The following is a 17,039-nucleotide window of genomic DNA, read 5'->3' on the forward strand; positions in this document are numbered from 1 at the left end:
AAGTCCACCCTGCTGCGCTGCGTGAACCACCTCGAGACCATCAGCGCCGGGCGGATCTGGGTCAACGACGAGCTCATCGGCTACCGGGAGCGCGCCGGGAAGCTGCACGAGCTGCACGTGAAGGAGATCGCCGCCCAGCGCCGCAACATCGGCATGGTCTTCCAGCGCTTCAACCTCTTCGGCCACAAGACCGCCCTGGAGAACGTCATGGAGGCCCCCGTCCAGGTCAAAGGCCAGGACAGGGCCGCGGCGAGGAAGCGCGCCCTGGAGCTCCTGGACCGCGTCGGGCTCTCGGACCGTGCCAGGCACTACCCGGCCCAGCTCTCCGGCGGCCAGCAGCAGCGCGTCGCCATCGCCCGGGCCCTGGCCATGGACCCCGAGCTCATGCTCTTCGACGAGCCCACCTCCGCGCTTGACCCCGAGCTCGTCGGCGACGTGCTCAACGTCATGAAGGACCTCGCCAAGTCCGGCATGACCATGGTCGTGGTCACCCACGAGATCGGCTTCGCCCGCGAGGTCGGGGACACCCTGACCTTCATGGACGGCGGCGTCGTCGTCGAATCCGGCAACCCCCGCGACGTCATCGCCAACCCCCAGCACGAACGCACCCAGACCTTCCTCAGCAAGGTCCTCTAACCCGAAGAAGACGCCTTGCGGCCTTGAAGACGCCCCGAGGGCGTCTTCTTCGGCTCAAGGCGTCTTCTCGCGGGCGGGCGAAGTTATCTGTACCCGAAACGGTGCTGGGGGGAGACGGATTCGGTGACCGCTGCGCGTAGGCGCTCGTGCAGGCCGCGCAGGCCGGAACGGTCCACGCGGGCCTCGATGATCTCCCGGCCGCCCGACCGTGGCGCGGCGAGAGCGGTGGCCGCCTCCGCCGTCGTCCGCACCATTGTGTGCCGCACGCCGTAGCCGGCGGCGAGAGCGCGGAGATCGGCCTTGTGGGGTGTGCCGAAGAGCCGTTCGACGGCGGCCGCGGCGCTCGGGCGCTCGCCGTCGTCGCCGCCGACGCGGCCGTGCTCGAGGAGCCCGAAGATCGCTCCGCCCGAGTCGTTGAGCACCACGATGCGCAAGGACGGCTCGGCCTCCCCTGTGCCGAGGAGAAGCCCTCCGATGTCGTGCAGGAACGTGAGGTCTCCGAGGAACAGCGTCGTGTCCACCCGGTTGCCCAGCCAGAGTCCGGTCGCGGAGGACACCGTCCCGTCGATGCCCGCGAGCCCGCGGTTCGCGAAGACTCGCGCGCCGGGCTCGGCGGGAGGCGGCGCGGCGAGGTCCACGTCCCGGATGCCGTTCGAGGAACCGAGCATGAGCTGCCCTCGCGCGTTCCTCCACACGAGCTGCGCCAGCCGAGGTCCTGACAGCGGCGCGCCCGCGAGCACGCGGTCCACGGACTCCTGGGCGGCCGCGCCTGCGATGAGCCACATGTCGAGCCAGCCCTCCGGGCCCCTGCCGGCAAAGTCTGAGAGCTCGTCGAGGTCTGCCACGAGCCGCTCGCGACGTCGTCCCTCCTCGAACCATGCGACGGGCCGCGGGTGGAACAGTGCGGTTTCCACACCAGGCCGTGCGAGGAGTGCCGTGACGGGGCGGCTCAGCGTGGGCCGGCCGAAGAGGACCACGCGGTCTATACCCTCGCCGGGATGCCCGTCGAGCAGCAGCCGATACGGCCCGACTGCATGCGAACCGAAACGCGCGTTCGATGACGGCTCAGCCAGGAGCGGCAGGCCGTGCGCGGCAGCGAACGCCTCTGCGAGCGGGCCGGCCCCGTGCCCCGCGAGCACCACCGTCCGCCGTGGCGGGAGGCCGCCGAGCGCGGCGACCGCCGGACGCCGGTACGCGAAGCCCTCCGTGCGCGGCTGCTCCCACCCGGCGGCCGAGGGCTCCCACTCCCCCGCCGGCACGAGCGGCTCGCGGAAGCACACGTTGAGCTGGACGGGTCCCGAGGGCACGCCGGGCAGCAGCCCCGAGGCGGCGCTCAGCGCGGTGCGCACGGCCGACGACGGCGACTCCCCCGCCGCGATCGACGTTGCGAAGCGCACGTGCTCGCCGAAGAGGTCGAGCTGCTCGGTCGTCTGGTTCGCCCCGGTCCCGTGAAGCTCCGCGGGCCGATCGGCCGAGAGCACGATGAGAGGCACCTCCGCGTGGTTCGCCTCCATGACGGCGGGCAGAAGATTGCCCACGGCGGTCCCGCTCGTGGTGAGCACCGCCGTCGGACGTCCCGACGAGAGCGCGGCCCCGAGCGCGGTGAAGCCGCCGGCCCGCTCGTCGATGCGGACCGCGAGCTCGAGCAGCCCGCGCCCCTCGGCCTCAGCGAGCGCGTACGCGAGGGGCGCGCTGCGCGATCCGGGACAGACCACGACGCGACGGACGCCGCCCCCGAGGAGTCCGGAGACCACCTCGCGGGCGGCGTCGAGAGAGCCGAGAGAAGTCACCCTCTTATCGTAGGCTCGCGGTCGTAGACGAGCAGGCCATCGTCGCGGAGACGCGCGCCCGCCGTCGGCCTGTGCTCGGTCAGGCGTCCGTCGTGCGCTAGGTGCACGGCCCGCGCGTGACGCGCCAGCACCGTGAAGTCCGCGATGATCCGCCGGTGGCAGCGCCACCAGACGGATTCGCTGCACATGATCGCAGTCCGAACGCGCGCTGCCTGATCCAGCAGCTCGTCCATGGCCGCCAGGAAATCCGGGTGGCGCGTGTAGCCGGCGTACCCGCGGAAGGAAGCGTTCTCCCAGAAGACGTCGGGAGAGTCGCCAGCTGCCTTGCGAAAGCCGCCGAGGCGCTGCTCCCAGCGGTAGCCAATGCCCTCTTCTGGCAGCCAGAGCGCCAGCGCGTCGCGACCCACGTCGGGATTGCGGCGGCTTCCGGGAGCGGTGCGCACGTCCACGACCGACTGGACGCCCGCAGAGCGCAGGAGCGGACCCAGCTCGTCGCGCCCCGCGGTTCCGTGACCGAAGGTCAGAAGCGTCGCGCGGGAATCTGTGCTGGACTCCATGGTGTGAGTATCCCCGCGGTCGTGGCTCCCCAGACGAGCAGCATCCGAGACCTCGATGCAGCCGTCACGGACTGCCGCGCCTGTCCGCGCCTCGTGGCGTGGCGGGAGGAGGCTGGGAGGGTCAAGCGCAGGGCGTTCCAGGACTGGGACTACTGGGCGCGGCCCGTCCCCGGCTTCGGGCCGCCGGACGCGTCGCTCGCGATCGTGGGGCTCGCGCCCGCGGCCCACGGCGGCAACCGCACCGGGCGGGCATTCACGGGCGACCCCTCCGGCGACGCCCTCTTCGCCGCACTGTACGACCTCGGCTTGGCGTCCCAGCCCACCTCGACCCACCGCGACGACGGGCTCGAGCTGCGGGGCGTCCGGATCAGCATGCCCGTGCACTGCGCGCCGCCGGACAACCGGCCCACCACCGCCGAGCGGGACACCTGCAGCCCGTGGCTCGCCCGCGAACTGGAGCTGCTGCGCCCGACCTTGCGCGCGATCGTGGTGCTCGGCGCGTTCGGCTGGCAGGCGCTGCTGCCGGTGATGGCCGACGGCGGGTGGCGGCTCCCGCGGCCCCGGCCGGCTTTCGGGCACGGTACCGAGGTGCGCATCCCGGGACCGGGTGCCGAGGGCGGGGTGCATCTGGTGGGCTGCTACCACCCCAGCCAGCGCAACATGAACACGCGTACCCTCACCCCGGCCATGCTCCGTGAGGCGCTCGGCCGGGGTGGGGAGCTCGCGGGGTTGAACCGCTGACCGCCCCTACTTCTTGGCGTGCTGGGCGGGCAGCACCTGGACGATCGCGGGTCGCGGCGCGCGGACGGCGCCGGTCGGCAGGGGCGAACCCGTCGCCGCGTAGTCCGGGAAGTACGAGTGCGGCGCGTCGAACGTGCCCTCCTCGCCCGGGTGCTGCACGGCCACGAAGACGTGCCGCTCGTCGTCGCGCACCACGGGGCCGCACGTCTCTGCGTCGCGCGGCACGGACAGGAACTGCTCGACCTTGCCCCGCTCGGGGCCCTCGAGCGTCACACGGAAGAGGCCGTCGTTGTAGCCGATCGAACTGGGCGCGCCGTCGGTCGCGAGCCACATGTAGCCAGACGAGTCGAACGCGACGTTGTCAGGGCAGGAGATCGGCGAGACCTTGTCCGAGGGGTAGCCGGCGAAATACGTGACCTGGTTCGTCGCCGGGTCGCCGCACACGAGCAGGAGGTTCCAGCCGAACGTCCTGGCGGTCTGGTCGCCGCCATCCTCCGTGATCTCCACGATGTGGCCGTCGCGATTCTGGCGGCGGGGGTTCGCCTCGTCGGCCGGAGCGTTGCTGCCCACGCCACGGTTCGAGTTGTTGGTGCAGACCACGTAGACCTTTCCGGTCACGGGGTGCGGCTCCACGTCCTCGCAGCGGTCCATCTTCGTTGCTCCCACCGCGTCGGCGGCCAGGCGGGTGTACACGAGGACCTGCTCCACGCTCATGCCCGGCACGGCCGACTTCCCATCGAGGACCAGCGGCAGCCACTCGCCCCGCCCGTCGAACGCCCCGTCCGCGGGGAGCCGCCCGCTTCCGTCGATCTCGACCGCCGGGGAATTGCCCGCGAAGCGGGCCACGAAGAGGTCCCCCTCGGACAGGAGCGTCTTGTTGTGCTCGCGGTCCGCCGTGCTGCTGCCCGGGCGGTAGACGCCCTTCGAGACGAACTTGTAGAGGTAGTCGAAGCGCTCGTCGTCGCCCGAGTACGCGACGACCCGCCCGTTGCCTGCCACGCGCACGTTCGCGCCCTCGTGCTTGAAGCGGCCGAGCGAGGTGTGCTTCTTCGGGGTTGACGTTGGATCGAGCGGGTCCACCTCGATCACCCAGCCGAAGCGGTTGGCCTCGGTGGCGTAGGCGGGGTTGCGGGTGTCGAAGCGCGGATCGTCGAGCTCCCAGAGGCGCGTCGTGGCCTTGTCCGCGAGGCCGTAGCGCTTGTCCTCCTTCGAGGTGCCCAGCGTCCGGAAGTACCCGTTGAAGTTCTCCTCCCCGGAGAGGACCGTGCCCCACGGGGTGGTGCCGCCCGAGCAGTTGCCAAGCGTGCCCCGAACCGTCCGGCCAACGAGCGGCGAGCCCGCCGCCGGACCGGTGAACTCGAACACGGTGTCGGTGAGGTAGCGGCGGTTGAGCGGGGCGCCCTTGACGTAGCGCCACGCCTGGTTCTTGTTCTGGCGTTCGAGTTCGACGACGGAGAGGCCGTGCGCTGCGCGAGCCACGGCGCGCGCCTCGGCAGGGTCCGCTGCGAGCTGGGCATCCGAGAACATGATGTTCTCATTCGTGTACTCGTGGTTCGTGAACAGGACCGCCCGCTTCCCGGCCGCGCCCGGGAGTTCGATGATGTCCGTGTAGTCGTTGTTGTAGCCGAATTGTCGGGCCTGCGCCGCCGCGGTCTGATGCTCGAGGTCGAACTCCGGGCTGTCGTGGAACAGCCCGTCGCCCCACCGGATGATGGGCCGCCACGCGTAGCCGTCGGGGACCGTGAACTCGTCCACGAGCTTGTCCACGGGGCGGATCGGGGTGAAGTCGAGGGCGGAGTTCGGCAGCTTCGCGGCCGGAGCGAGAGGCGAGGCAAGAGGCGAGGCGGCGGCACGCTCGGGTTGGTTACCGGCGAACGCGAGCGTGAGCGCGCCCACTAGCCCGACGCCGAGGGCGGAACGGCGGGAGAGCTCCCCGGAGACGATGTCGCGGAAGTAGCTATTCGAGGACGTGTTGCAGACCTCGTTGAGGCATGCGTTGTCGCACTTGAGGGCGCACGTGACGGCACTGCGCTTGCCGCGGACGTGGTCGAGCATGGGCAGGAGGAGACGACGGGGGCTGGTCATGGGCACAGCCCACCATTCAGGGTCAACACGCAGGCTGTTTTCAGGTTAATTTCAGGAAAACGTGCAGGACTTGCGCCATGCCTGACACTGCCGAGCACCGACGCCTGTCCGAGTCCCCCGGCGACTCCGATCCCTGGCGCCTCTGGGGCCCCTACGTTGCCGGACGCCAATGGGGGACCGTCCGCGAGGACTACTCCGCCGACGGCAACGCCTGGGACTTCTTCCCGTTCGAGCACGCCCACCGCCGCGCCTATCGATGGGGCGAGGACGGGATCGCGGGGCTCTGCGACCGCTTCGGCTTCCTCAACCTCGGCCTCGCCCTCTGGAACGGGCACGACGACCGCCTCAAGGAGCGCTACTTCGGGCTCACCAACGGCCAGGGCAACCACGGCGAGGACGTCAAGGAGCACTGGTGGCATCTCGACGCCACCCCGACCCACTCCTGGGCCAAGACCCTCTACCGCTATCCTCAGGCCGCGTACCCCTATGAGGAGCTCGTCCGCGCCAACGCCTCGCGCTCCCGCGCCGAGCCGGAATACGAGCTCGCGGACACGGGGATCCTCGCCGAGAACCGCTTCTTCGACATCGAGACCGTCCACGCGAAGGCCTCGCCGGACGACATCTGCGTGACGATCACGGCCACGAACCACGGACCGGATCCTGCGCCGCTCGACCTCGTGGCGCAGCTGTGGTTCCGGAACACCTGGGCTTGGGGGCGCGACACGCGGCGTCCCGCGCTGCGCCGCCTGCGGCCCCCGGAGCTGACGCCGGGCGGTGTCGCGGCCATTGAGGCAACCCATGGATTCCTGGGCCGCTACATCCTGGCCGCCGAGGCTATGACTGACGCGGCCGTGATCGACGCGTCGGGCGCCCCCTTCCCCGAGGTGCTGTTCTGCGACAACGAAAGCAACGACGTGGAGCTCTTCGGTGCGTCCGCGAATCCTTCGCCGCACCCGAAGGACGCGTTCGACGCCGCCATCGTGCGCGGCGACCGGTCCCTCCTCAACCCCGCAGAAGCCGGGACGAAGGCGGCCTTCCGCTGGCACTTCCCCGCGATCGCCCCGGGGGCGAGCGTGAGGGTGCGGCTCCGGCTCACCGGAGAAGCGCTGCCCCTCGACCCCTTCGGGGTGGGGTTCGATGATGTACTCGAGGACCGCGAGCGCGAGGCAGACGAGTTCTACTCGGCCGTCGTCCCCGCGACGCACCCCGAGGACACGCTCGTGGCCCGCCGGGCCTTCGCGGGCCTCCTGTGGGGCAAGCAGCACTACCGCTATTCAGTGCGGGAATGGCTCGAGGGCGATCCGGCCTTCCCGGCCCCGCCCGACAGCCGTGAGCAGCCGTGGGGCCGCAACACCGGCTGGCGCCATCTGGCCCTCGCGGACGTCATCTCGATGCCGGACGAGTGGGAGTACCCGTGGTTCGCCTCGTGGGACCTCGCGTTCCACTGCGTCGCCCTCGCCCATATCGATCCGGACTTCGCCAAGCACCAGCTGGTGCTCCTCTGCCGCGAATGGGCCATGCATCCTGACGGCCAGCTCCCCGCCTACGAATGGGCCTTCGGCGACGTCAACCCTCCGGTCCACGCCTGGGCGGCTTGGCAGGTGTTCTGCATCGACGGCGCGCGCGACACGGAGTTCCTCACCCGGGTCTTCACGAAACTCCTCCTCAACTTCTCCTGGTGGGTGAATCGCAAGGACGCGGACGGCTCCAATCTGTTCGAGGGCGGATTCCTCGGCATGGACAACATCGGCGCCGTCGACCGGTCGAAGGGCCTCCCGCCGGGCTTCCGGCTCGAGCAGTCGGACGCGACGAGCTGGATGGGCTTCTACTGCCTCACGATGATGCGCATCGCCCTCGAACTCGCGCGCGACGACCGTGTCTGGGACGACCTTGCGACCAAATTCCTCGAGCACTTCCTCGCGATCGCGCAGGCGATGGACACCTTCGGGAGCGCCGGCGTCTCGCTGTGGGACGAGGACGACGGCTTTTTCTACGACGTGCTCGTGGGCGACGACGGCCGTCAGGAACGGCTGCCCATCCGCAGCATGGTCGGTCTCCTGCCCCTTCTCGCGGTGGCGGTCACGCCCGAGTGGGCCGCGGAGTCGCTGCCGGACTTCGCCCGCAACCTGCACTGGCTCCAGCAGCACCGGCCCGACGAGATGGGTGCCCTCGTGCGGGCTTCCGACGGGCGCCTCACTCTCGCGGTCGTCCACGACGACCGCCTCGCTCGGATCCTGGCCTGCCTCCTCGACGAGGGCGAATTCCTCTCGCCGTACGGCATCCGCTCGCTGTCGGCGGCTTACCGGCGGCCGACGACGGTCGACGTCGCCGGCCAGCCCATGACCATCTCATACCTGCCGGCCGAGTCCGACTCGGGCCTGTTCGGCGGCAACTCCAATTGGCGCGGTCCCGTCTGGTTCCCGGTGAACGTCCTCGTGGCCGACGCCCTGGCCACCTACGCCGAGGGCGTCGGCTCGGAGCTGGCGGTCGAATTCCCCCGCGGCTCGGGCCAGACGCTCTCCCTCACGGACGTCGCCCGGGAGCTCGAGCAGCGCCTCGTGCGGCTCTTTCGCCCGGCAGCGAACGGCCGGCGGCCGAGTACGCCCCGGCATCATCCGTCAGGCCCGCTCTGGGACGCGCACCCGACGTTCAGCGAGTACTTCCACGGCGATACGGGCGCTGGGATCGGGGCGTCCCATCAGACGGGATGGACTGCCCTCGTGGCGCACCTCATCTGCCGGAGGTAGTCGGACCGTCGCCGGCCAGGACCCCATAGCAGCGGCGCAGGCGGTCGAGCCACCACTCCCTCCGCTCCGGCGGCGCCGCGTGCTTCGCGAGCAGTTCGGGGTCCGGCGCCACGGCACCGCTCGTCACCGGGCCGACCGGCAGGGAGCCGGCGCGGGGCACCAGCGGCGAGCGGACGACGTCGTCCGCAAACAGCGCACCGGTTCCGAGCCCGCAGGCGTACGGCAGCTCGGGAAGCGCCGCGGCGAGCGCCACGCCAGCGGCGAGCCCCACCGACGTATCCAGCGCCGAGCTGACGACGGCGGGCAGTCCCGCCTCACGCACGATCTCGAGCGCGCGCCGCACTCCTCCGAGCGGGGCCGCCTTGACGACGATCAGGTCGGCGGCGCCTGCGCGGGCCACCCGGAGCGGATCCTCTGCCTTGCGCACGCTCTCGTCCGCTGCGATCGGCACCGGGATCCCCGCGTCCGCGAGGCGCGACCGGACTTCGGCCAGCCCGTCCACGCCGGGGGCCGGCTGCTCCGCGTACTCCAGTCCGTACGGGGCGAGGGCCGTCAGGCCCGCGACCGCTTCCTCGACGCTCCACGCGGCGTTCGCGTCGACGCGGAGGGCCGCGTCCGGGAGCACCGCCCGGACGGCTGCGACCCGCGCGACATCGTCGGCGAGGCTCTGGCCCCGCTCCGCCACCTTGACCTTCACAGCAGGGACCGGCCCGTACTTCGCGAGCACCTCGGGGACGCGCTCCGCGGCGACGGCGGGGACGGTCGCATTCACCGGCACGCTGTCGCGCACCGGCTCCGGGAACCCCTCCCAGGCCGCCTCGATGGCCGATGAGAGCCAGCGTGAGGACTCGTCGTCGTCGTACTCGAGGAACGGTGCGAACTCGCCCCACCCGGCTGGCCCGCGCAGCAGGAGCGCCTCCCGTTCGAGGACGCCGCGGAAGCGGACGGTGAGCGGCAGGCGGACCACGACGGCCGTCGCCTCGAGGTCGGCAAGCGAAGGAATCACAGGGCCACCCTCAGAGCGAGCCACGCACCCGCCGCGCACAGCCCGATCACGGCGGCGAACGACCCGAGCCACACCGGCGCAGGCACGCCGGTGCGGCGCGCGAGGATGAATGCGTCCGAGCTGCCGAGTTCCCGGCGACGAGTCGTATGGACCGAGACCAGGTTCCACCAGTCGCGCACGGCACCCAGGATGAGCGCGAGGCCCGCGGCCAGCGTGAGGTGGCCGTGGACCTCCGGCGGAACCGCGACCACGAGCACCGCGACGGCGATGATCGCCCCGAGCAGGATGAACACGCCCTGGAGATTGCGGATGAACAGGAACGTGAGGACAAGCACGACGACGGTCGCAGACAGCGCCGCGCGCCCCCACCCCTGCATCGACGCGGCAACGAAACCGACACCGACGGCGGCGGGCGCCGGGTAGCCCCAGAAGCCGAACCATACCGCTCTCCCCCGGCCGACGCCGAGCGTCGTGCCGCCCTGGTCCCTGCGCAGCGTGATCCCCGTGACCCTCATCCCCGTGGCCAGGCCCGCGAACGCGTGACCGAGCTCGTGGACGATCGTGACGAACCGGCCGAAGAACCTCCACAGCACCGGCACGAGGCACAGGGCGGCGGCAGCGGCGAGCAGCCACGCGACCTCAGCGGCGGGCAGGGACAGGGGCGGAGTGCGGGTGAACCCGTCGACGAATGCGTTCCACCAGTCGTGAACCATGAGAACAGCATGCGCACAGACGGATGTGGGACCCTAATTGGCATGGTTTCCACCCGAGCGAATTCCGCCCTGCCCCTCCGCGAGACTGTCGCAGGGCCGGGCCTGTTCCTCCTGGCTTCCCTCGTCTCGCTGCTCGGCGTGGTGGCAACCTACTGGCTGTTCGTCCGCACCACCACAGGCCAGTACATCGACGAGTCGGCTCTCGACGAAGCCGTGGCGGTCTACGGCAGGGCCGCGAAGGCGTCGCTCGGGTTCCTCGACGCACTGCCGACCATCGCCGTCGTCGTGGGCGCTGGGGGCCTGCTCTATGCCGCGATTGTCAAGCGCCGCTGGTCCGCCGCGCTCATAGCCTTTGCGGCCGCGGGGCTCGCCAACCTCGTCACGCAGCTTCTCAAGGCCTACGTCTTCACGCGACCCTACACGGGAATCCAGACGCTCATGGAGAACTCGCTCCCCTCCGGGCACACCACCGCTGCGGCCTCGGCGGCGGGGGCCATCTTCCTGGTGGCCTCGCCCGCGTGGCGTCCCTTCGTGGGCTTCCTCGGCACCACGTTCGCGGTCGCGGCCGGGGGTGCGACGCTCGTCAACCAGTGGCATCGCCCCGCCGACGTCATCGCTGGGCTCCTGGTGGTGGCGGCGTGCCTCGCGCCGGCCGGATGGCTGGTGATCCGCACCGGACAGCGGTGGAACACCTGGGACGGCTTCGGAAGCCATTGGGCGTCGTCGCGGCTCTGGCTCAGCCTTCCACTGCTGATCGGACTCGGGGCCACCGCCCTCGCCGTCGCGATGCTCGTCAAAATCGCGCCCGGCAGTGGCGTGGAGAGCACGACCCACTACTTCTGGGCGGGCCTCTCCCTCATCGTCATCAGCGGGTACGTGATCGGGACGGCCGCGACGTGGCTCTTCGCGGTCTCCGTCCGTCAGCGGTAGCCGTCGACGATCGCCGCCGCGATCTCCTTGTACGCCCGCCGCGTCTCGGGCCGTACCGCCTCGAGCGAGACGAGGTCGCCGTCCGCAACCGCCTTGTCGTGGGGCACGCTGATGAGCATCCGGCACATTCCCGCGAGCGTCTCCTCGATCGCCGCCTTGTCGACGCGCGCCGAGACGTCGTCCTTGTCGGTGACGACGACGATTGCCTCCTTCGCGAGACGCTCGAACCCATGCGCGGAGAGCCAGAGCAGCGTGTCGCGGGCACGCTTCGCGCCACTTACCGCGAAGCCTGCGGCGACCACGATGTTGTCCGCGTTGTCGAGGATGCCCTTCATGGCAAGCCGGCTGACGCCCGTCCCACAGTCGGTGAGCGTCACTCCGTAGTGGCGTGAGACGAGCGAGTAGACCCGCTCGTAGTCCTCGGCCCTGAGGGAGTCGGACAGGTCAGGGTCCTGCTCGCCCGCTAGGAGGCGAAGGCTCCCGACCTCGTGGAGGTACGCGTCGAGGGCCACGCGCGAGTCATTGTCGCCGAGTTCCCGCAGGAGACGCGTGACGGTGAGCTGCCGCTCCGACTCGTAGGCACCCTCGCCGAGCGCCCGCTCAATCAGGTCGCCGGCGTCGGGGTTCGCGTCGATCGCGCACACGCTTCCCGACCTCACCGTCGCGAGCGTGAGTCCCACGCCCACAGTCGTCGACGTCTTGCCGACGCCGCCCTTCATGGACAGCAGCGCCGTGTTGCGGCTCCCGTCCAGACGACGGCGGATGCGACGGTCGAGCTCCGCCTCCTCGCGTTCGACGGCCGACGGCCCAAGATTGAGGGCGCCGCCGGTCAGCCGATACAGCCAGCCCCGGAAGCCCCCGCGTGGGGGTGCCGCCTGGGACGGCTTGATGAAGCCGGCCGGCTGTTCTGGCTGGGCCGGCGCCTCGACGACTGGGGCCGGCGCCTCGACGACTGGTGCCGGCGCCTCGACGACGGCACTGCCGGTATCCGCCAATGTCGGCTCTGGCACGGATTCGAGTGCTTCCGCTTCGCGTGCTTCTGCTTCACGCAGTCGGCGCAGCTCGCGCCGGGTCAGAGGCACGGTGTGAGCACCGTCGTCGACCATCCTGCCCCTTTCACTCTGGCCCCGCTGGCACCTGTGGTGCCCGCTGCAACTCTAGTGCAGAGTGCTGGCCGCCTTCAGGCGGCCGATGAACAGTCGCGACTGCTCAGGGCCGTACGGAAGGATCGGGATGGCCTTCGTGGCGTCGTGCGGCGACTCCCGGGTCGCCTGGCGCGCGGAGCGGACCGCCGTCGCCATCGTCTCGGCCATCGTGCGCACGGCGACGTCCGTGCAGAGGCCGCCGTGTCCCGGGACGAGGTGCTCGTAGCGGTGCCGTAGCGCGGAGATGTGCCGCAGGGCGTCGGCCCACTCCTCCGGGTACGAGTCGCCGAACTCCGGGTACGAGCCCTCCTCGACGAGGTCGCCGCTGAACAGCGCAGTCGACGTCCCAACAAGGAGATCGCCGTCCGTGTGCCCCCTGCCGAGGTAGAACAGCGTGACGGATTGGCCGCCGAGGTCGACGAGCACCGGCTGGTCCCGCACGATCGCCTGCGGGACGACGATCTCGGTGTTCTCGCCCTCCCCCGCCGCCATTTCGGGCTCGCGCTCGGCGACCTCGGGTCTGGCGTCTTCGCCCGTCTCCGCGATCGACGACGCAGCATTCTCGTGCGCCCAGAACTCCGTCACGCCGGCGGCCGCGAAGACCGCGTTGCCGAAGTAGTGGTCGTAGTGCGCATGGGTGTTGACGACGACGAGCGGCAAGTCCGTCTTCTCCCGCACCGCATCGAGGATCTGCCGCGCCTGACGCGGCCCCTCCCCCGTGTCCACCACGAGGGCGCGCTCCCTCCCGATCACGAGCCCGACGTTGAGCCGTAGCGGCTCGAGACCGAGCGTAAACGTGTCGCCGCCGAGGTCGCGCCATTGAGCCATGCCTTTAGTCCTTCACTTCCGGGGCAGATCGTGGTCCCGATTCTGCCATGGGCCTCAGAGGTCGGCGAGGATGCTGCCGGGGTGTTCGACCGCGTCAGCGACGTAGCGGAGGAAGCCTCCGGCTGTGCCGCCGTCGCACACGCGATGGTCGAAGACCAGCGTCAGCTGGACGACCTTCCGCACGGCGAGCTGCCCCTCGACCGCCCACGGACGGTCCACGATGCGCCCGACGCCGAGGATCGCCGCCTCCGGATAGTTGATGATCGCCGCGCTGCCGTCGACGCCGAACACCCCGTAGTTGTTGAGGGTGAAGGTGCTTCCCGTGAGGTCCGCAGGCGATGCCTTCCCGTCGCGGGCGACGGCGGTGAGGCGCCTGAGCTCCGAATCCAGCTCCCGCGCGCTCAGCCGGTGAGCGCCCCGAATGCTCGGGACGACGAGGCCGCGCTCGGTCTGGGCAGCGAAGCCGAGGTTGACGCCGTCGAACGCGACGATCTCCTGGGTGCCGTCGGCTGCCGTGTCGATCCGTGTGTTGAGCTCGGGGAACTTCTCGAGGCCTGCGAGGACGAAGCGGGCGATGAATGCGAGCAGGCTCGGAGTCCGCTCGGGATCGCGCTTCTTGAGGCCCTCGCGCAGTTCGACGAGCTCCGTCGCGTCGACGTCGACCCAGACGGTGGCCTCGGGGATCTCGGTGCGGCTTCGGGTCATAGCCTGGGCCACGGCCTTCCGGATGCCGCGGACGGGCGTGCGCGACGCGATGCCGAGCCCGCTGCTCGCGTCGACGTCCCCCTCCGCCGACGTCGGGCCCTCTGCCGCCGAGGTCGGGCCCTGCGCCGCCGAGGTCGGGGCGTCTGCTACCAGTTGGACGTCCCGGCGCAGGATGAGGCCGTCGGGACCGGAGCCCTTGAGGCTGTGCAGGTCGATACCGAGGTCGCGCGCGAACTTCCGCACCAACGGGGACACCACGCGGATCGCCTGACGCGCGGGCTCTGCCGTCGCGACCGCCGTCCCGTTCTGCACGCCGTTCGGGGACATCGGCTCTCCCTTGCGACGGCGCTTGCGCCCCGAGGCGGTCGATTCCGAGGTTCCGTACCCGATGAGCACGTTGCCGGAACCGGTGCCAGCCCGTTCCTCCGTGCGGTATGCCTCCCCGGCAGGCCCGACCTCGGCGGCACTGGCCCCGACCTCGGCGATGCTGATGAGGGGTCGCCCGACGTCGAGGGTCTCCCCGGGCTCGCCATGGAGCTCGGCGACCACGCCCGCGAACGGCGACGGCACTTCGACGACGGCCTTCGCGGTCTCGACCTCGACGACGGGTTGGTCGATCGTCACTGAGTCGCCGACGGCCACGAGCCACCGGACGAGCTCGGCCTCGGTGAGCCCCTCGCCGAGATCGGGCAGCAGGAATTGGCGGGTCATTGTCAGTCCTCCCACTGGAGATCGTCGAGGGCATCGAGGATGCGGTCGGCGCTCGGCAGGTGCCAGTGCTCGAGCTTGGGCGGCGGGAACGGGATATCGAAGCCGGTCACGCGGCGCACGGGAGCCGCGAGCGAATGGAAGCAGCGCTCCTGAACGCGGGCGACGATCTCCGAGGCGACCGAGGCAAAGCCCTGCGCCTCTGCCACCACCACCACTCGTCCCGTCTTGCGCACCGACGCCGACACCGTCTCGTCGTCGAACGGGACAATCGTCCGCAAGTCCACGACTTCGACCGACCGCCCCTCCTCCGCCGCCGCTTCTGCGGCGGCAAGCGCGGGCGGGACCGCGGGACCATAGGCGATGAGCGTCGCGTCCGTGCCAGGGCGGACGACGACGGCCCGCCCCTCGGCCTTCTGGCCCGCCTTCGCCTCAACCTCTTCGCGCAGCGCAGCGAGGTCCACGGCTTCCTTCGACCAGTAGAGCTTCTTGGGCTCCATGAAGACGACCGGATCGTCGCTCGCGATCGCCTCGCGGAGCAGCCGGTACGCATCCGCGACGCTCGACGGCGTGAAGACCTTCAGCCCGGGAGTGTGGGCGTAGTAGGCCTCGGAGGAGTCGCAGTGATGCTCCACACCGCCGATCCCGCCGGCATACGGAACGCGGATGACCATGGGCAGCCTGACCCGGCCGCGCGTCCTGTTGTGCATCTTGGCCACGTGGCTGGCGATCTGCTCGAACGCGGGATAGGCAAACGCATCGAACTGCATCTCGACGATGGGCCGCATCCCGTTCATGGCCATGCCGAGGGCCATGCCCACGATTCCAGATTCGGCAAGCGGAGTGTCAAAGCAGCGCTGCTCGCCGAACTCGGCCATGAGCCCGTCCGTGATCCGGAAGACTCCACCCAGCTTGGCGACGTCCTCGCCGAAGACGATGACGCCGTCGTCCGCTCGCATCGCATCCGTCATGGCCGTGGTGAGGGCCTTCGCAAAGGTGACCGGCTCGGGTCCTGCGCTGGCGGCCGCGCGCGCGGCTGCGGCCTCGGCTACGGTGCTCATCTCAGTGCTCCTTCTGGGACGGCTCTTCGCGCGAGAGTTCGTCGGCCAGGAAGGCTGACTGCTCACGCAGCTGCGGCGTCGGTTCGGTGAAGACGTGGCCGAAAAGGTCCTGCGGGTCCAGCTGCGGTTCAGCGCTGAGCCCGTCGCGGAGGTGCTGCGCGATGTCCTCGGCGTCGCCAGCGAAGGCTGTCTCGACATCACCTGTGAGGTGGCCAGTGGACGTCAGGTAGTGCCGCATGCGGTGGAGCGGGTCCTTCGCGGCCCACGCCTGGACCTCGGCCTCGTTGCGATAGCGGGTCGCGTCGTCGGCGTTGGTGTGGGCCTGCATGCGGTAGGTGTTGGCCTCGACGAGGAGCGGGCCCGAGCCCGCCCTGGCGAGCGAAACGGCCCTGTCGAGGACCGCCAGGAGCGCGACGACGTCGTTGCCGTCCACGCGCTCGCCCGCCATCCCGTACCCGACGGCCTTGTGGGCGAGCGACGGCGCGACCGTCTGGTGTGCGAGCGGCACCGAGATCGCGTACTGATTGTTCTGGACGAAGAACACGACCGGCAGGTGGAAGACGGCAGCGAAGTTGAGGGCTTCGTGGAAGTCGCCCTCGCTCGTGGCGCCGTCGCCGCACATCGCCAGCACCACGGTGTCCTCACCGCGGAGCTTCGCCGCGTGGGCGACGCCGACGGCGTGCAGCAGCTGGGTGGTGAGCGGCGTGCTCTGGATGCCGACGTGATGCTCATGCGGGTCGTAGCCTCCGTGCCAGTCGCCGCGGAACAGCGTCATCGCCTCGACCGGGTCGACGCCCCGGGTCATGACGGCGACGGCATCGCGGTACGTCGGGAACATCCAGTCACCGTCCCTGAGGCACAGGGCGGCGGCGACCTGACAGGCCTCCTGGCCGTGGCTCGACGGGTAGACCGCGAGCCGCCCCTGGCGGACGAGGGCGGAGTTCTGGTCGTTCACGCGTCGCCCGATGACGAGGCGGCGATAGGCCTCGAGCAGTTCCTTGTCGCTCGGGACGGGGTACTGGTGGCCGGGAGTTGATCCGCGCTGGTCCTCCGGCAGGATCGTGCCGTCCTCGGACAGGATCTGGATCTGGCCGTGCACCGGGAGCATGTAGTCCTCGATGCTGATCCCAAAGCGCTTGACGGCCTCCTGGGCCTCCGCGGGAATGGTCATGGTGCCTCCTCGCAGCATGTCCTGTTCTGACACAGGCGTGTTGACACAAGTATGGGTTGCGGGCCGGATTCGTATCCATAAATCTGCTTGATCTTGGAATTCTGGAAGCAAGAAGGGAAGATTTGTAGACGAATCGTCGAAAATGACCCAGATCACAGGAGACTGCATGGACGATGTGGACCGCGCCATCCTCGCCCAGCTCACCGAGGACGCGCG

General features: G+C 70.3%; 14 protein-coding genes. 4 read left to right on the top strand and 10 right to left on the bottom strand.

Annotation, left to right across the window (positions count from 1 at the left end):
* The coding region (locus tag ACTHL9_RS07585; protein WP_440518240.1) for an amino acid ABC transporter ATP-binding protein at nucleotides 1-636 on the top strand (636 nt) is incomplete at its 5' end.
* Nucleotides 637-719: 83 nt separating this feature from the next.
* Here the strand turns inward: ACTHL9_RS07585 and menD are convergent.
* Nucleotides 720-2,426 (bottom strand): 2-succinyl-5-enolpyruvyl-6-hydroxy-3-cyclohexene-1-carboxylic-acid synthase, encoded by a 1,707-nt coding sequence (gene menD, locus ACTHL9_RS07590; protein WP_440518241.1) that lies wholly within the window; start codon nucleotides 2,424-2,426, stop codon nucleotides 720-722.
* Entirely contained in the window at nucleotides 2,423-2,983 is a 561-nt protein-coding gene (locus ACTHL9_RS07595) for a DUF488 domain-containing protein (RefSeq protein ID WP_440518242.1), read from the bottom strand. Before ACTHL9_RS07595 ends, menD begins: the two co-directional genes overlap by 4 nt.
* Nucleotides 2,984-2,986: 3 nt before the next feature.
* On the opposite strand from ACTHL9_RS07595, the gene ACTHL9_RS07600 reads away from it, so the two are divergent.
* The gene (locus ACTHL9_RS07600) at nucleotides 2,987-3,724 is read left to right on the top strand and encodes a uracil-DNA glycosylase (protein ID WP_440518243.1); all 738 of its coding nucleotides are present in this window, start codon (nucleotides 2,987-2,989) and stop codon (nucleotides 3,722-3,724) included.
* 6 nt (nucleotides 3,725-3,730) lie between these two features.
* Here the strand turns inward: ACTHL9_RS07600 and ACTHL9_RS07605 are convergent, their stop codons facing one another.
* Nucleotides 3,731-5,809, bottom strand: coding sequence for a PhoX family protein (locus ACTHL9_RS07605; protein WP_440518244.1), 2,079 nt, complete (start codon nucleotides 5,807-5,809; stop codon nucleotides 3,731-3,733).
* A 77-nt stretch (nucleotides 5,810-5,886) separates the two neighbouring features.
* Here ACTHL9_RS07605 and ACTHL9_RS07610 point away from each other — a divergent pair, with 77 nt between their 5' ends.
* Nucleotides 5,887-8,556: an MGH1-like glycoside hydrolase domain-containing protein gene (locus tag ACTHL9_RS07610; RefSeq protein WP_440518245.1), complete on the top strand. Its 2,670-nt coding sequence runs from the start codon at nucleotides 5,887-5,889 to the stop codon at nucleotides 8,554-8,556.
* On the opposite strand, the gene ACTHL9_RS07615 is transcribed toward ACTHL9_RS07610, so the two are convergent.
* Complete coding sequence (locus ACTHL9_RS07615; RefSeq protein ID WP_440518246.1) at nucleotides 8,540-9,562, bottom strand: o-succinylbenzoate synthase; 1,023 nt, start codon at nucleotides 9,560-9,562, stop codon at nucleotides 8,540-8,542. The two genes, ACTHL9_RS07610 and ACTHL9_RS07615, sit on opposite strands and share 17 nt — an antisense overlap.
* Nucleotides 9,559-10,275 carry a M50 family metallopeptidase gene (locus tag ACTHL9_RS07620; RefSeq protein WP_440518247.1) on the bottom strand — a complete coding sequence of 239 codons (717 nt, stop codon included), beginning with the start codon at nucleotides 10,273-10,275 and terminating at the stop codon, nucleotides 9,559-9,561. Before ACTHL9_RS07620 ends, ACTHL9_RS07615 begins: the two co-directional genes overlap by 4 nt.
* A 42-nt stretch (nucleotides 10,276-10,317) precedes the next feature.
* Here ACTHL9_RS07620 and ACTHL9_RS07625 point away from each other — a divergent pair, with 42 nt between their 5' ends.
* Nucleotides 10,318-11,205 (top strand): phosphatase PAP2 family protein, encoded by an 888-nt coding sequence (locus ACTHL9_RS07625; protein ID WP_440518248.1) that lies wholly within the window; start codon nucleotides 10,318-10,320, stop codon nucleotides 11,203-11,205.
* On the opposite strand, the gene ACTHL9_RS07630 is transcribed toward ACTHL9_RS07625, so the two are convergent.
* The 5 genes from ACTHL9_RS07630 to pdhA are packed head-to-tail and all read right to left on the bottom strand — an operon-like array spanning nucleotide 11,196 to nucleotide 16,823.
* Entirely contained in the window at nucleotides 11,196-12,311 is a 1,116-nt protein-coding gene (locus ACTHL9_RS07630; protein WP_440518249.1) for a MinD/ParA family ATP-binding protein, read from the bottom strand. The genes ACTHL9_RS07625 and ACTHL9_RS07630 overlap by 10 nt on opposite strands.
* Before the next feature lie 51 nt (nucleotides 12,312-12,362).
* Nucleotides 12,363-13,178: an MBL fold metallo-hydrolase gene (locus ACTHL9_RS07635; RefSeq protein ID WP_440518250.1), complete on the bottom strand. Its 816-nt coding sequence runs from the start codon at nucleotides 13,176-13,178 to the stop codon at nucleotides 12,363-12,365.
* A 54-nt stretch (nucleotides 13,179-13,232) separates the two neighbouring features.
* Complete coding sequence (locus ACTHL9_RS07640) at nucleotides 13,233-14,594, bottom strand: dihydrolipoamide acetyltransferase family protein (protein WP_440518251.1); 1,362 nt, start codon at nucleotides 14,592-14,594, stop codon at nucleotides 13,233-13,235.
* Nucleotides 14,595-14,596: 2 nt separating this feature from the next.
* Nucleotides 14,597-15,652 (bottom strand): alpha-ketoacid dehydrogenase subunit beta, encoded by a 1,056-nt coding sequence (locus ACTHL9_RS07645; protein ID WP_440518252.1) that lies wholly within the window; start codon nucleotides 15,650-15,652, stop codon nucleotides 14,597-14,599.
* A gap of 1 nt (nucleotide 15,653) precedes the next feature.
* Nucleotides 15,654-16,823: a pyruvate dehydrogenase (acetyl-transferring) E1 component subunit alpha gene (gene pdhA / locus ACTHL9_RS07650; protein ID WP_440518253.1), complete on the bottom strand. Its 1,170-nt coding sequence runs from the start codon at nucleotides 16,821-16,823 to the stop codon at nucleotides 15,654-15,656.
* Between the last annotated feature and the right edge of the window lie 216 nt (nucleotides 16,824-17,039).

It is taken from the genome of Sinomonas sp. (assembly GCF_051955515.1).
GTDB lineage: Bacteria > Actinomycetota > Actinomycetes > Actinomycetales > Micrococcaceae > Sinomonas.

Coding starts and splice junctions, on each gene's coding strand:
- ACTHL9_RS07595 (WP_440518242.1), bottom strand. CDS start 2,983: ATGGAGTCCAGCACAGATTCCCGCGCGACGCTTCTGACCTTCGGTCAC.
- ACTHL9_RS07605 (WP_440518244.1), bottom strand. CDS start 5,809: ATGACCAGCCCCCGTCGTCTCCTCCTGCCCATGCTCGACCACGTCCGC.
- ACTHL9_RS07610 (WP_440518245.1), top strand. CDS start 5,887: ATGCCTGACACTGCCGAGCACCGACGCCTGTCCGAGTCCCCCGGCGAC.
- ACTHL9_RS07620 (WP_440518247.1), bottom strand. CDS start 10,275: ATGGTTCACGACTGGTGGAACGCATTCGTCGACGGGTTCACCCGCACT.
- ACTHL9_RS07625 (WP_440518248.1), top strand. CDS start 10,318: ATGGTTTCCACCCGAGCGAATTCCGCCCTGCCCCTCCGCGAGACTGTC.
- ACTHL9_RS07630 (WP_440518249.1), bottom strand. CDS start 12,311: ATGGTCGACGACGGTGCTCACACCGTGCCTCTGACCCGGCGCGAGCTG.
- ACTHL9_RS07635 (WP_440518250.1), bottom strand. CDS start 13,178: ATGGCTCAATGGCGCGACCTCGGCGGCGACACGTTTACGCTCGGTCTC.
- ACTHL9_RS07640 (WP_440518251.1), bottom strand. CDS start 14,594: ATGACCCGCCAATTCCTGCTGCCCGATCTCGGCGAGGGGCTCACCGAG.
- ACTHL9_RS07645 (WP_440518252.1), bottom strand. CDS start 15,652: ATGAGCACCGTAGCCGAGGCCGCAGCCGCGCGCGCGGCCGCCAGCGCA.
- pdhA (WP_440518253.1), bottom strand. CDS start 16,823: ATGACCATTCCCGCGGAGGCCCAGGAGGCCGTCAAGCGCTTTGGGATC.